We start from the raw sequence: 14,987 nt of genomic DNA, 5'->3' as shown, positions 1-14,987 counted from the left end.
CGGAAACGCTTGAACAGCCGCTCGCCAGCGCCCAATTAGAGGATATGCCTCATCCGTCGAGACCCTGAAAGCTGCGAGAAATCATGACGACTGCCAATCCCCTCCTGGCCGATAGTGACCTGCCCGATTTCGCGGCCATACAGGCGGCCCATGTCGTTCCCGCCATGGAAGACGCCATCGCCGCGCATCGCGCTGCCGTCGAAAGGATCACCGCCAGCGGGAAGGATGATTTCGATGCGGTGGTCATGGCGGCCGAACGCGCCGATTTCCTGCTGTCACGGGTGTGGTCGCCGGTGGGGCATCTCGCATCGGTGGCCGACACGCCAGAATTGCGGGAGGCGCATGCCGCCGCCCAGGCGCTGATGACCACCTATCTGATGGAGGCTGGCCAGAACCGTGCCCATCATGACACCGTGGCGCACCTTGCCGCGCGTCCCGATTTCGCCAGCTTGCCGCCTGCAGCGCAGCGCGCGGTCGTCCTTGCCCTGCGCGGCTTCCGCCTTGCCGGTGTCGCGCTGGAGGGCGAGGCGCGGCAGCGTTTCCTCGACATCGGCGTGGCGCTGAGCGACCTCAGCACCAAATTCGGCAATGCGGTGCTGGACGCGACCGAAGCCTGGAGCGAACATCTCACCGACGAAGCGACTCTGGCGGGCGTTCCGGAGAGCGACAAGGCGATCCTGGCTGCCTATGCGCAGGAAAAGGGGCTGACCGGCTGGCTGATCACCTTGCGCCAGCCCAGCGTCCTGGCGATCCTGCTTCATGCGAAGGACCGGGCCTTGCGCGAACGCGTCTATCGCGCCCACAACACCCGCGCCTCCGATCAGGCGGACGACAAGAGCCACGACAATAGCGAAAGGATCGACGCGATCATGGCCCTGCGCCATGAAGCGGCGCAGATATTGGGCTTTGCCGATTCCGCCGCCCATTCGCTGGAAACGAAAATGGCCGCCGATGCCGACGAAGCGCTGGCCTTTCTGGCCGACCTCGCTGGCCGGGCGCGACCTGTCGGGGAGCGCGAACTGGGCGAAGCCCGCGCCTTCGCCGCCAAGCATCTGGGGCTGGACGATGTGCAACCCTGGGACCTTTCCTATGTGGCCGAAGCGATGCGCCGCACGCTGCACGGCGTCGATCAGGAGGCGCTCAAGGCCTATTTCCCCCTGCCCCGCGTCCTTGCAGGCACCCAGGCGCTGATCGAACGGCTGTTCGGCGTCCGCCTCGTCACGCGGGAGGGGGTGTCGACCTGGCACCCGGACGTGCTGTTCTACGACGTGCTCGATGGGGACGGCGCCGTGGTGGCGGGCGTCTATCTCGACCTGTTCGCGCGCGCGGGCAAGCGGGGCGGGGCATGGATGGACGTGTGCCGTTCCCGCTTCCGCGATGCCGACCGCCTGCATCTGCCCATCGCCTATCTCACCACCAATTTCGCGCCGCCCACGGGCGACCGCCCCTCATTGGTGACGCATAATGACGTGGTGACGCTGTTCCACGAATTCGGCCATGTGCTGCATCACTTGCTGACCGAGGTGGACCTGCCCTCGATCGGCGGCATCAGCGGGGTGGAATGGGATGCGGTGGAATTGCCCAGCCAGTTCATGGAGAATTTCGCATGGGACCGGGACACGCTGATCGGCCTGTCCGGCCATGTCGACAGCGGCGAACCGCTGCCGCAGGCAATGTTCGACCGCCTGCTCGCCGCACGCCAGTTCCAGGCGGGCCTTGCCATATTGCGCCAGATCGAGTTTGCGACCTTCGACCTGCTGCTCCACCGCGACTATGATCCGGCCAAGGGCGCGCAGGTCAACGCCATGCTGGATCAGGTCCGCAAGGCCGTCGCCGTCGTTCATCCGCCGGAATGGAACCGCTTCGCCCATGCGTTCAGCCATATTTTCGCGGGCGGCTATGCGGCGGGTTATTATTCCTATCTTTGGGCGGAACTGCTGTCGGCCGACGCCTTCGAGATTTTCGCCCATGGCGCCATTCCAGGCGGCGGCGCGACCGCTTTCCGGCGCGAGATACTCGCCGCGGGGGCCAGCCGTCCCGCCGCCGAGAATTTCCGCGCCTTTGCCGGACGCGCGCCGGAGGTCGACGCCTTGTTGCGGATGAGGGGTCTGGCCGCCTAGACTTTGTCCCGATAATAGTGCGCCTGCGAAGGCAGGAGCCCGGTTCAGACATTATATGGATGAGGCGAGGGCGGGACTGAGTTCCTGCCTTCGCAGGAACATGGTTCAACTTAACTCGATAGCCGAACCATATCCTGAAACGGATCAGAAGTGGGCGGTGTAACCGCCGTCCGCCGCCAGCACTTGCCCGGTCCCATAAGATGCCGCGTCCGATGCAAGGAACAGGACCGGGCCGACAATTTCCTCCGGACGGCCCCATCGCCCCAGCGACGTGCGCCGGGCGACATGCTCGATCGGCTTGCGGTCGCGATGGCCCGCATTATTGACCAGTATCGGGGGCGGACCGCATTTGCGAACCGCGCGTTGTTCTTGCTAGAGCATCGCACCTGAAATAGGAATCGCGCTGGGGATTCCCTTTTTTGCGGATCCATGATTCATTTCTTGGCAGAGGTGGAACATGGGTAAGTCCTATTCGAGCGATCTTCGAGAACGGATATCGGCACATGGCCCTATCGAGCGTCGCCCTGGACATGAATCCGGCGCCGAGCGCCAGAACCTCTACACGTCCATGCAATACCGTGACGGTCGTGTCATCGGCACCGCGATGGACATTGAAGGCCGTCCCGATCGCCGTGGCGGTGCCATTTTGCGTTCGTACCGTGAATGGCCGGTTCTTGTCGGGCACCACCGTGAAAAGCGCTTCGCCCGACAACAGCCTTACCATGCGCGCCTCCTTGCGAAACGTCACCTCAACGGCGCTGGCACCCGCAAGCGTGACGTTCGAGCCATCGGCTAGCTGGATCGAACGGATCGTGCCCGACGGCGTCGCGAAATGCGCTTCACTGGCGATTTCCGCATGTTCCATCGACAGGAACCGGGCATCGGCAATGACCAGCAGCAGCATGCTTGCCGCTATCGCAGCCATTCTCCAGCCGATCCCCAGCTTATGGAGCTCCGGTCGCATAGGCGCCAGTTTGAGGCGCGCCAATTCCTGTCGGCCGATGCCGCCGCAAACGCGCATGAAGCGATCGGCGCGGTTGAACGCAACAAGATGGTCCGCGTCATGCTCTATCCAATCGAGCGCAGAACGGATCGCCTCTCCGTCTGCCTCACGATCGTGCAGGGTGAGAATATGCTGCGCAGCCAGCTTGTCGATATAGCTCATTCCCAGCCCTCCAGTTCTTCGAACCGGGCCGCACAATGCGAGACCGCCTTCAGGACATATTTTCGTACCATGCTCTGACTCACGCCCATTTCCTGCGCGATGTCTTCATAGTCGCGATCTTCGAAACGATAGCGGATGAACGCATATCGGCATTTTTGAGGCAGCTCCTCAAGGATGCGGACGACGAGGGCAAGATCGCTCTTTGCGGCGAGAATCCTGTCCGGTCCGGCCTGATCATCATGAACATTGTCGTTGCTCTCGTCCGATGAGGCCGTGTAAAATCCTGATCGACCGGCACGATTGGTCTTCCGGAGCATATCGATGGCGACGTTGCGGGCCGTCACGAACAGGAGAGCGGGGATATTGTCGGCATGAAGCTGGCCGCCGCATTTCCAAAGCCTGACGAATGTTTCCTGTGCCGCATCCCGGGCTTCGGCATCGGATCCGAGCCGGAGCCGGAGGAAGCGAAGCAGGCGCGCCTCATGTTCCCGATAAATGATCTCGATCTTCGTACGGCGAGCCGTCGATAGATCAATGATCGTGCCACCCTGCCTCAATGATTCCACCCAAGCTGAAGGGCCGTATGCGGTGAGAACGTTCGACGTCCCGTTTTTGTGAATGCCTCATTGCCGTTGCGCCACCGGAGCGATGCATGCGCGCGGCCTCCCGTCTTCCGTCGGCTCACGCTGATGGAAGAGCCCGATCAGCCTATCTGTCGCGCCTGTCCCTCCCAGAACGCCGCGCGCAGATCGCGTTTCAGGATCTTACCGCTCGCGTTGCGGGGCAGAGCGGTCACGAAGCTGTAGCGACGCGGCAGCTTGAACCCGCCCAAATGGGCGCGGCAATAGCTATCCAGTTCGGCTTCGTTCAACTCACATCCCACCTCGGGCACGATGACCGCCATCACCGTTTCGCCCCATTTGTCGTCGGGCACACCGATCACCGAGACTTCCGCGACCTGGGGATGCTGGTGCAGCACCGCTTCCACCTCGGCGGGATAGACATTCTCCCCACCGCTGACGATCATGTCCTTGATACGGTCGCGGATGAACAGATAGCCTTCCTCGTCGAGTGATCCCGCATCGCCGCTATGTAGCCAACCGTCGCGCAATGCCGCCTCGGTGGCTTCCCGCAACCCCCAGTAACCCAGGAAGACCTGCGGTCCCCGGATCAGGATTTCGCCAATCTCGCCAGGCGGGCAGTCCGCGCCATGGCCGTCGACGATACGCAGCTCCGTGCCCGGCAGCGCGCGCCCGGCCGACGAGAGAAGGTCGGGACGGTCGACGAGCGCGCGCGCATGGTCGTCTTCGCTCAGGAAAGTGCCGGCGCAGCTCAATTCGGTCATGCCGAAGCCCTGGAGAAAATCGCATCCGAATATCTTCATCGCCTTGACGAGGACGTGTTCGGCAATCGGGGACGCGCCGTAGAGGATCTGACGCAGATGGGGGAATCGCAGATCCTCGATACCCGGCTCCTTCAGGAGCATCTGGATGATCGTCGGGACGATGAAGGTCCAGGCGATTTCCTCGTCGACCAGCGTTTTCAGCAAAACGGCCGGATCGACGCTCTTGAGGATGACCAGGGTTTCGCCGCCGGAAACGGCACGCAGCGCAAATCCCACGCCCGCGACGTGGAAGAAGGGCAGCAGATGAAGCGAGCGCTGCCCCGGAAAACAATTCCCTATCGCGAAAGAGATCAGGCTGATGTCTGAAAGGATCGAGCGATGGCTGATCATCGCGCCTTTTGGCTTGCCGGTCGTGCCGCTCGTGTACAGTTGCAGGACGGGCGCCTCGTCCGAAAGCGAGGTCCGCGGAATATCGCGCGAGGCGACAGCGAGCAGTTCGTCCAGGGCGAGCCAGCCCGGTCGCGTGGATTGGGAGCAGATCGCGATCGGCGGCTTGCCGCCGGCATTGTCCAGAGCTTCGCCAAAGGCGGGATCGGCGATGACAACCCGCGCCTGCGCGTCGTCGATCATTCCCATCCATTCGCGCGGCGCCAACCGGCAATTGAGCGGCACGCAAACGATTCCGGTTCTGGCGGCCGCATAGATGAGCAGCAATGCATCGATCGCATTGTTCATGATGGTGGCAACGCGCTCGCCAGGCTTGAGGCCAAGGCCGATCAGCATCGACGCCATGCGAAGCGACCTTTCCCTGCCCTGGCCGTAGGTCAGCGCCGTCCCATCGGATTTGGAAAGCACATAGCCGGCACGGCTGCGGGCATGAAAATCAAACGGCTCGTGAAGGAGCATGATATCGCTTCCTGTTCATGGCGCCACGGGGCGCCCACTGCGAAATTATCCAAATTGCGCGCCAAGGCCGCGGCAGGGATCGACCGAGCGAGAGTTACCGATGCGTCAGGCCGGCGCGAACATGGTCCTGTCGGACAATGCGTCACCCCCGCGGATCGAACCAATAGCAAGGCCCGATTGCCGCAATCTCTCCTGGGCATGACCCGACAGCGGACCACGCAGCCGTCTTGCACAGGCAGCATCGTCCGTCCCAGTCCGGCATGCGGCAGGTCGGACAGTGAGGGCGTCGCTGACCTCAGGCCGCCAGCGGCCATCCCTCGAAAAACTCGGGCGGCGCGGCGCCGATGTCCAGCGAGGGAATGCGACGCGCCATCTTGTGCAGCGAAACCCGCCAGCCTTTGGACGTTCGCCGCAGAATGTGGAGATATTCTCCGTTGACCATTCGGCCATCACCGAAATGGGTGATGTAGCGGCTGCGCACCCGTACATGTCCGTCCTTATCCATGCAAACGATCGAGCCCAGGATATGATGATCCGCGACGATGCCATTATCCACGGCGTCCTGGAGCAAGGCGCGATAGACGTCGATCCCGTTCAACCCCTTCGGACCACCAACATAGGTCCAGTCGAACTGCACGTCCTCGGTAAACACATCGTCGAACAAGTCGAACCGCTTGTTGTCGTTGATGAATGCCCAAAGATGAAGCACTTCATTGATTTTGACGATATCGTCGGCCTGCAGAATATCCACCTGGTATCTCCTTGATAGGTCATCCAATGTCATCGATATCGCGTGCATCATCGAAGAACCGGGCAGCTTTGGATTCAGCCCGGATCCACACGATCGCGGTGAAGATTGGAAAGCGCGTCATGGCTCTCCATGTCGAACAGCGACCGGTCGGCGTCGCGCAGCACCCGGCATCCCGTCAGGGTCATGGCCACACGCAGCTCGGCCTTGAGAGCCTGGAGCATGGCGGCGACGCCGCGTTCGCCGCCGGCTGCGAGCGCGAATGCCCAGGCCCGTCCGAGCAGACATCCGTCGGCGCCGGCCGCAAGCGCCTTCACGATATCCAGGCCCGACCGCAGCCCGCCATCGATCAGCACCGGCCCTCGGCCGCCGACCGCTTCCACCACCGCAGGCAATGCCGCGATGCTTGAGGCCACGCCGTCCAGCTGACGCCCTCCATGGTTGGAAACGACCACGCCGTCGGCCCCGGCTTCGAAGGCCGCGACGGCATCTTCCGGGCACAGCACGCCCTTGATCAGGATGCGGCCCGGCCAGCGGGAGCGCACCCAGCTCAAATCGTCCCAATTGGTGCTGCAGTCGAAATTCTCACGGATCCAGCTCCAATAATCGCCAAGACCCTTCTTGCCGGGAATGGCCGCGGCGAAGTTTCCGAAGCCATGCGGGCGGCCGCGCAGATATACGTCCCACAGCCACGCGGGATGCGCCATGCCCTGCCAGGTCTGCCGCGCCAGACCCCGCAGACCCGTATCGTAGAGTCCCGATCGCCCATCGCGATAGCGGATGCCCGGCAGCGGCATATCGACCGTGAATACCAACGTCTGCGCGCCCGCCGCCAGAACGCGATCGATCAGATCCCCCATATAGGCGCGGTCCCGGATCATGTAGAGCTGGAACCAGGGCGTAGTGCCGCTATCGCGCCGAACCTCCTCATAATCGCAGACCGAGACGGCAGACAGGCAGAACGGCACGCCTTCCGCCGCCGCCGCGCGCGCCGCCTGGACCTCTCCCCGCCGCGCATACATGCCCGCAAAGCCGACCGGACCCAGGGCGACGGGAATCGATGCGGGGGTACCAGCGATATCCGCGCACATATCCAGATCGGACATGTCGCGCATGACACGCTGCTTGAGCCGAAGCCGGGCAAGGTCGGCGTGGTTCGCCTGCAAGGTGCGCTCGTCGAAGGCGCCGCTGTCTATATATTCAAAGAGCATGTGCGGCAGCCGCCGACGGGCGGCTGCGCGCTGTTCGTCATATGTTGGCAAGGCCAATCACCGCACTCCCGATATGTCGATCACATTGACCGTCCGCATCGATGCGCAACACGGCGGGATCAGGTCTGCCATAATGCTCCGCCCTCATCCACCTTCTAAGCGAATGATACGGCATTTCGCCCCTTGAGTCCCAGCATGCTGCGGGTTTCGTCCGGCGTCGCGGGCTTGAGGCCAAGCTCGTCGAGAATGGTGACGATCTTGCGCACCTGATCGGCATTGCTTTCCGCCAGCTTGCCGGCCCCGATCCAGAGGGAATCCTCGATACCGACGCGCACGTTTCCGCCCATCGTCGCGGCCATCGTCGCGATCGGCATCTGATTGCGCCCCGCACCCAGGACCGACCAGTAATAATCCTCACCGAACAACCGGTCGGCCGTCCGCTTCATATGATGCACGTCCTCCGGGTGCGGGCCGATACCGCCGAGCAGGCCGAACACGGACTGAATGAGCAGCGGCCCCTTCAAAATCCCGCGATCGAGGAAATGAGCGGCGGTGTAGAGGTGGCCGATATCGTAACATTCGATTTCGAACTTGGTGTCATTGCTGCTGCAGGATTCCAGGATGTACCGGATATCCTTGAACGTGTTTCTGAAGACGCGATCCTCCGAACCTTCCAGATAGGGCCGTTCCCAGTCGTGCTTGAACGTCTTGAAGCGATCCAGCATCGGGTAAAGTCCGAAATTCATCGACCCCATGTTCAGCGACGCCACTTCGGGCTTCAGCTTCAAGACGGGCTGCAATCGCTCTTCGACCAGCATCGTGGGTGCTCCGCCCGTGGTGATGTTCACCACGATGTCGGATTCCCGCTGGATACGGGGCAGGAACTGGCGAAAGAGATCGACATCCTGGATCGGCTGGCCAGTTTCCGGATTGCGCACGTGAAGATGCACGACCGATGCGCCAGCCGCTGCCGCCCCCAAGGCTTCGTTGCAGATCTGGTCGGGCGTCACCGGCAAATAGGGCGACATGGAAGGCGTATGGATCGATCCGGTCACCGCGCAGGTGACGATGACATTTTTTTGCTTGGCAGCCATGTTTATCTGTCCGTTACTTGATGGCGAGGGGATTGATCGGGGATCCGACCGCACCGGTTATGGGCAGCGCGGGCGCGCAGAACATGAATTCATAAACGCCGTCCTCCGAACAATCCTGGGAAAGCTCGCGAAGGTTGAATATCTCGCCCATGCTGATCCCGATCATCGGGATGACGATCCAGTGCCAGGGCTGGTTGATCGCCTTGCTGTCCGCGCTTTCGTTCGGGCGGACCTCGCAGCCCCAGGTATCGGTGCAGATCGCCGCGATTTCGTTGCGATGAATCCATTCGGCGGTTTCGAACCGCAAACCGGGGGCGTCGCCGCCGGCATAGCCGCCCCAATCGCCGCGGTCGACACAGCGCTCCATATGGCCCGTCCGGACCACGACATAATCTCCGCGCCGGATTTCCACTCCTTGCGCGGCAGCGCATTCGTCGAGTTCCGCGGCGCTGATGCCATAGCCGTCGTCCAGATATCCACCCTTCATCCGGGCGACGTCGAGCAGCACGCCGCGTCCGACCATGCGGTCGCGCGTCTTGTCGATGCCGTTTTTCTTGGCGCCGGTGGAATCCACCAGCCTGGCATCATAGCCGTTCCACATCTTTTCGTCGAAGAAGACGTGGCCGAGCGCGTCCCATTGCGTTCCGCATTGAAGCGGCATCGTCACCATGTCGTCGGCATAGCGGATCCCGTTCCAGTCCTGATTGCCGGCCACCGCGTCCGTGCCGGTCTGTAACATCGTGTGGATGGGATTGAACCGGTTGCCCCAGCCCTTTTGCGGTCCCTGGAAATTGAAATCCATGCCCATGGAAATCACGCGGCCTTTGCGAACCAACGCCGCGGCAGCGCGAACCTCTTCCTCACCGACGAAATTGAGCGTGCCGATTTCGTCATCGGACCCCCAACGATCCCAATTGCGAACCTTGTCGGCCATGATATCGAGATCCGCACGGGTCAAAGTGCGTTCCAGCTTGGGCGCCGGTATGATCTGTATCTGAGCGCCCGTACTCGCCATATCCATCCTACTTCCTCTTCCTTAACCCATCGCGCTTCCCGCCGACGCCCAATGGCATCGGCGCGGGCGCACAATCCTCAAGAATGATCCAGCGCCACATTGGACAGTCGGATCGGGCCGTGGGCGGCGTGCATGTCAGCAGCACGCACGCGCTCTGGTTTGATCCACCCGGTCCTGCGCAAGGATTTTCTTCTCAGCACTTATCTCTCGCCCTCCCCCGCAGGGCCAATCTCAATCCGAGATGGGGAAAATCGCGAGATTGGAAGCTGACGTGCCCCCTCCCGGGATGCGAGGTAGGGTCGAAGATCAGGAGAGGCAGATGGCACAGACTCGGGATTCGTTCTTCATCAACAACCAGTGGGTTCCGCCTGCCAGCGACCGGCGCTTCGCCCTTATCAATGCATCCACGTCGGAGGAGATCGGAACGGTTCCCGAAGGGACAGAGGCCGACATGGACGCCGCGGTCGCCGCGGCGCGCAAGGCGTTTGCCACGTCCGGATGGTCGGACGCGGCACCCGCCGACCGAGCGGTCGTCATGGAACGGTTCATGGGAGCGCTGGCAAAGCGAAGCGAAGAAATCGCCAGGACGGTGAGCATTCAAAACGGCATGCCGCTGTCGACCAGCCGACCGCTCGAGGGCGGCTTCTCCGTCGGGCTCGTACAATATTATGCCGAACTTGCGCGGTCGATGGGGCAGCCCGATGTGCGCCCGTCCCAGATGGGGAAGGAAACATTGGTCGAGCGCACCCCAATAGGCGTGGTTGCCGCGATCATCCCATGGAACTTCCCCGTGACGCTGGCGCTCAGCAAGATCGCGCCTGCCATGGCTGCAGGCTGCACGATGGTTATCAAACCGTCGCCAGGGACTGTGCTCGACAGCTACGTCCTTGCCGAAGCTGCGCTGGAGGCGGGCGTGCCGGCCGGCGTGCTCAACTGGGTCGCCGCCGAGCGCGATGCGGGCGCCTATCTGATCGGCCATCCCGGGATCGACAAGGTCGCCTTCACAGGATCGACCGCCGCCGGGCGCAGCATAGCCAGAAGCTGCGGCGAATTGCTGCGCCCGGTCACGCTCGAACTGGGAGGAAAATCGGCCGCCATCGTGCTCGACGACGCGGATGTCGGCGCATTCATCGAGGGCGTGCCCTTCGCCTCTATGCTCAATAACGGCCAGACCTGCTTCAATGGAACGCGCGTGCTTGCTCCCAAGAGCCGGTACGCCGAGGTGGTCGACGCGCTGGCCGACTTCGCCGCTTCGCTGGTGGTCGGCGATGCCCTCGATCCCGCCACGCAGTTGGGTCCGATGGCGTCCTCCGACCATCGCGATCGGGTGGAGAGCTACATCGCCATCGGCAAGGACGAGGCACGCCTGATTTCGGGAGGAGGCCGCCCGAAGGACACAAATCGCGGCTGGTTCGTCGAACCGACGATCTTTGCCGACGTCGAGAATTCGGCACATATTGCCCGGGAGGAGATTTTCGGCCCGGTCCTTGCCGTGATTTCCTATGACGGCGAAGACGAGGCCATCCGCATCGCCAACGACAGTCCATTCGGACTGGGCGGCTCCGTGTGGAGTTCGGACAGCGCGCATGCCACGGACGTGGCACGCAAGGTTGCGACCGGCACCGTCGGCGTCAACGGATATCTGCCGTCGATCGGATCACCTTTCGGCGGCATCAAGGCGAGCGGCATGGGGCGCGAATTCGGCCCCGAAGCTATCAACGCCTATCAGAACACCAAATCCATTTACGTCATGGGATGATGTTGATCTATAATATCTTTTGCAAAGGAAGTAATAATGAAGATTGCTAGGATCAGTTGGTCGGGACGGGAATTGTGGGCCGAGTTTGCCGACGGCGTCGCCTACGAAACCGGGGGGCCAAATGGCAGCCAAGCGCGCGGCGCCGAACTCGGTCCGATCGACCAGGCCAAGCTGCTCGCGCCCATGGAACCCCACAACAAGATCGTCGCTCTGATGGGCAACTGGTCGGGCCGCAACGGGCGAGAGGGATCCGGCCTGTGGATCAAGCCGAACAATTGCGTCATTCCCACCGGGGCGAATATTCGCTGGCCCAAGGCGCTAAAGGAAGAACATGCACCTTCATTCGAGGCGGAACTGGCGGTCATCATCGGCAAGACGGCCAAGGACGTGTCAGTGGAAGATGCGAAGAACTATATTTTCGGCTTCACCATCACCAATGACGTGACCGCTTTTGGCGTGCTGAAGGAAGACACCGTCGCGGCGCAAACCTTCCGCTTCAAAATCTATGACGACTTCATGCCAATGGGTCCCTGGATCGAGACCGATTTCGACCCCAAGGGCCGGGAAATTCGCGGAATCGTGAATGGCGAGACCAAGCAGAAGGCGAACTTCGACAACATGGCGTTCGATATCTACGAAACGCTTTCCTGGGCCAGTAGCGTCATGACGCTGAACGTGGGCGACGTCATCAGCATGGGCACGCCGCCCGGATTTGTCGAGATGGCGCGCGGCGATGTCGTCCGCTGTGAGATCGACGGCATCGGAGCGATCGAGAACCGGCTGGTTTGATCACCGGGTCGAGGCCCGCAGACGAGCATCCGAAGGGCGGGGCCGCGGTGATCCGTCGTCCCGCCGGATGTTGAACTCGGTAGGATCGATAGGGGATGGGAGGAACGCGCTCGACATCTTGCTGAGTTGTTTTCAGGCAACATGCTTCATATAAGCAACCTGCTCCCTTGGCCCACCGCCGACGGAGCAACGCCCCGATTGGCAGGCTCAAGATCCGTTCTGACCGATACGGAGTTAGCAAAAGGTGCAGTGATGTCGGAAGTTGAAGCGGACCAACCATCGATGAGAGCAGACGCTCAGCGGAACCGGGAGTCCATCCTCAAGGCCGCGCGTACGATGGTGGGGAAGCATGGAACCGAAGCGTCATTGCGCGGCATAGCTCGGGACGCGGGCGTCGGGCTTGGCACACTCTATCGCCATTTCCCGAACAGGGACGAACTTCTCCAGGAAATCCTGCGAAGCAATTTCGACGAATTGGCGGAGAAAGCCCGGATCTTGGTTTCCAGCGAAAATCCGCTGGAGGCTCTGGAAAACTGGATGGACGAAGTGGCGGCGAGCACGTCCGAATTTCAGGGGCTTGCCGCATCCATGATCGAGAAAAGAATGGACCCCCAATCGCCTCTTCACGCTTCCTGTTCATCGCTGAAACAATCCGGCGACGCGCTGGTGCGGCGCGCTCAACAGGCGAAACGACTACGCGCCGATATCGACGGAGCGGACATCATTTCACTAGTCTCCGCCATTGCCTGGCTCGCCGACCTGGAAGGGCTGAAGCCCACTCGGCGAAAGCGCTTGCTGAACTTGCTCATGGAGGGTCTGAAAGAATAACAGCCCAGGACAGGGCGAAGATCAATTTCCTGGATCGCACCGAATGCGGCGCTGCGCTTATCGTGCGAGAGGGATGCGGTTTCTTCGCATGGAAGACATGAACGCCCCGCCAGATGCCGAATGCGCATCATGTTTCGCGCGCGGTAACCACGAGGCACCACCACCCCTTGCCTGAACGTTCCGATCTCTTGGGAAACCGTTTAGATATGCACGATTTTATCGCTGTCCCGGATGGCCTGATCGATCGCCTGCGCGCGATTGTCGGCGCGCGCGCGGTTCTGACCGGCAATGCCCGCACGCGGCGCTTTGCGACAGGCTACCGCGTCGGCGGGGGCAAGGTGCTCGCGGTCGTGAGGCCACGCACCCTGGTGGAGTTGTGGCAAACGCTTAAGGCGTGCGTCGAAGCGGGCGTCATCGTCATCATGCAGTCGGCGAATACCGGCCTGACAGGAGGATCGACACCGAACGGCTCCTATGATCGCAGCGTCGTTCTCATCAACAGCCTGCGGATCAAGGGCGTCCATCCGATCGATGCCGGACGACAGGTGGTGTGCCTGCCGGGGACGACTCTCTACCAGTTGGAGGCCATCCTCGAGCCGCTCGGCCGCGAGCCGCATTCCGTGATCGGCTCGTCCTGTATCGGCGCCTCGGTGTTCGGCGGCATCTGCAACAATAGTGGCGGATCGCTCATTCAGCGTGGCCCTGCCTATACCGAGTTCGCGCTCTATGCCCGGCTCGACGAGCGCGGGGAACTTCAACTGGTCAATCATCTCGGCATCGCTCTTGGCGACGACCCGGAAGAGGTTCTTCGCCGTGTCGAAAACGGGACATTCGACGAAAAAGATATCGAGCATGATGCAGCGCGGCGTGCATCGGACCATGCCTATTGCGACCATGTCCGCAAAGTCGACGAAGCGACGCCCGCCCGCTTCAATGCCGATCCGAGCCGGCTCTACGAAGCGTCGGGCAGCGCCGGCAAGATCGCATTGCTCGCAGTCCGGCTCGACACATTCGCCAGGCAGACCGCGACCACCACATTCTACATTGGCACGAACAGCATCGCAGATCTCGCCGGTCTAAGACGGGACATTTTGCGGGACTTCAGCGCCCTTCCCATCGCCGGCGAATATATGCATCGCGAAGCGTTCGACATCGCCGCCCGTTACGGCAAGGACACGGTCATCGCGATCGAGCGACTGGGAACCGACCGGCTGCCATCGCTGTTCGCACTCAAGGCGTGGATCGACGAGGTCGCACGAAAGGCGCCGCTGTTGCCACGCCACCTTGCCGATCATCTGATGCAGGCGTGCGGAGCGCTGTTCGGCAACCACCTTCCTGAACGAATGTGGGATTATCGCGACCGTTACGCGCATCATCTGATCCTGAAGATGGGCGCCGAAGGAAACGCGGAGGCCCGCGCCTATCTCACGGATCGCTACCCGAACGCCGATGGCGACTTTTTCGAATGTTCGCAAACCGAGGCGGCGAAAGCCTTCCTGCATCGTTTCGCTGTGGCCGGGGCAGCAGTCCGCTACCGCGCAGTTCATCATCGGGAAGTTGAGGACATCGTCGCCATCGATGTGGCGCTGCGCCGCAACGATAGCGACTGGTTCGAAACGCTCCCCGAAGCAATAGACCAGCACATGATCAAGAAGCTCTATTACGGACATTTCTTCTGCCATGTCTTCCACCAGGACTATATCGTGGCAAAAGGCGTCGATCCGGTCGCTCTGGAGCATCGAATGCTCGAAATCCTAGATGCGCGCGGGGCGGAATATCCCGCCGAGCATAATGTTGGCCATCTTTACAGAGCGAAGACGTCGCTGGTGGAACATTATCGGGCACTCGACCCATGCAACAGCTTCAATCCGGGGATCGGTGGCACGGCGCGCGGCGCACATTGGCACGACGGAGACGCCCATGATGCCATGCAGGAATCCGCGCACGCGCCTCTCACTGCGGTATGAGACGGCGACCAATAGAGATCCCTATCAGGGCATCCAATCG

Annotated in this window: 12 protein-coding genes and 1 pseudogene; 5 read left to right on the top strand and 8 right to left on the bottom strand. The window is 61.8% G+C overall.

All coding sequences use genetic code 11. The features are described 5' to 3' along the window. Positions 1-83: 83 nt before the first annotated feature. Positions 84-2,120 carry a M3 family metallopeptidase gene (locus HHL26_RS00720; RefSeq protein WP_169575695.1) on the top strand — a complete coding sequence of 679 codons (2,037 nt, stop codon included), beginning with the start codon at positions 84-86 and terminating at the stop codon, positions 2,118-2,120. A gap of 144 nt (positions 2,121-2,264) precedes the next feature. Here the strand turns inward: HHL26_RS00720 and HHL26_RS00715 are convergent. The 8 genes and pseudogenes from HHL26_RS00715 to HHL26_RS00680 all read right to left on the bottom strand — a co-directional run. After that, positions 2,265-2,414 (bottom strand): annotated as a pseudogene (locus tag HHL26_RS00715) (SDR family oxidoreductase); the annotation flags it as partial. A gap of 25 nt (positions 2,415-2,439) precedes the next feature. Continuing rightward, entirely contained in the window at positions 2,440-3,285 is an 846-nt protein-coding gene (locus HHL26_RS00710) for a FecR domain-containing protein (protein ID WP_169575694.1), read from the bottom strand. Then, positions 3,282-3,851, bottom strand: coding sequence for an RNA polymerase sigma factor (locus HHL26_RS00705; protein WP_169575693.1), 570 nt, complete (start codon positions 3,849-3,851; stop codon positions 3,282-3,284). Before HHL26_RS00705 ends, HHL26_RS00710 begins: the two co-directional genes overlap by 4 nt. Positions 3,852-3,988: 137 nt before the next feature. Beyond that, positions 3,989-5,536: a long-chain-fatty-acid--CoA ligase gene (locus HHL26_RS00700; RefSeq protein WP_169575692.1), complete on the bottom strand. Its 1,548-nt coding sequence runs from the start codon at positions 5,534-5,536 to the stop codon at positions 3,989-3,991. Positions 5,537-5,831: 295 nt separating this feature from the next. Next, positions 5,832-6,287, bottom strand: coding sequence for a nuclear transport factor 2 family protein (locus HHL26_RS00695; protein WP_169575691.1), 456 nt, complete (start codon positions 6,285-6,287; stop codon positions 5,832-5,834). A gap of 74 nt (positions 6,288-6,361) precedes the next feature. Next, the gene (locus HHL26_RS00690) at positions 6,362-7,552 is read right to left on the bottom strand and encodes an L-lactate dehydrogenase (protein ID WP_277349330.1); all 1,191 of its coding nucleotides are present in this window, start codon (positions 7,550-7,552) and stop codon (positions 6,362-6,364) included. Between the two features lie 98 nt (positions 7,553-7,650). Continuing rightward, positions 7,651-8,589 (bottom strand): 3-keto-5-aminohexanoate cleavage protein, encoded by a 939-nt coding sequence (locus HHL26_RS00685; RefSeq protein ID WP_087574628.1) that lies wholly within the window; start codon positions 8,587-8,589, stop codon positions 7,651-7,653. A gap of 13 nt (positions 8,590-8,602) precedes the next feature. Next, the gene (locus tag HHL26_RS00680) at positions 8,603-9,610 is read right to left on the bottom strand and encodes a cyclase family protein (RefSeq protein WP_206377296.1); all 1,008 of its coding nucleotides are present in this window, start codon (positions 9,608-9,610) and stop codon (positions 8,603-8,605) included. A 313-nt stretch (positions 9,611-9,923) separates the two neighbouring features. Between HHL26_RS00680 and HHL26_RS00675 the strand changes: the two genes are divergently transcribed. From HHL26_RS00675 to dld, 4 genes are all read left to right on the top strand, one after another. Further along, on the top strand, positions 9,924-11,363 hold the full coding sequence (locus HHL26_RS00675) for an aldehyde dehydrogenase (protein ID WP_169575690.1): 1,440 nt from the start codon (positions 9,924-9,926) through the stop codon (positions 11,361-11,363). 36 nt (positions 11,364-11,399) lie between these two features. Next, positions 11,400-12,152, top strand: coding sequence for a fumarylacetoacetate hydrolase family protein (locus HHL26_RS00670; protein WP_087574626.1), 753 nt, complete (start codon positions 11,400-11,402; stop codon positions 12,150-12,152). Positions 12,153-12,404: 252 nt separating this feature from the next. Continuing rightward, positions 12,405-12,980, top strand: a complete 576-nt coding sequence (locus tag HHL26_RS00665) for a TetR/AcrR family transcriptional regulator (RefSeq protein WP_169575689.1) — start codon at positions 12,405-12,407, stop codon at positions 12,978-12,980. Positions 12,981-13,186: 206 nt separating this feature from the next. Further along, positions 13,187-14,947, top strand: coding sequence for a D-lactate dehydrogenase (gene dld, locus HHL26_RS00660; RefSeq protein ID WP_169575688.1), 1,761 nt, complete (start codon positions 13,187-13,189; stop codon positions 14,945-14,947). Positions 14,948-14,987: the final 40 nt, after the last annotated feature.

It is taken from the genome of Sphingobium sp. TB-6, from assembly GCF_012927365.1.
GTDB lineage: Bacteria > Pseudomonadota > Alphaproteobacteria > Sphingomonadales > Sphingomonadaceae > Sphingobium.
The sequence above is the reverse complement of the archived record's forward strand: the minus strand, read 5'-3'. Positions and strand labels throughout refer to the sequence as shown.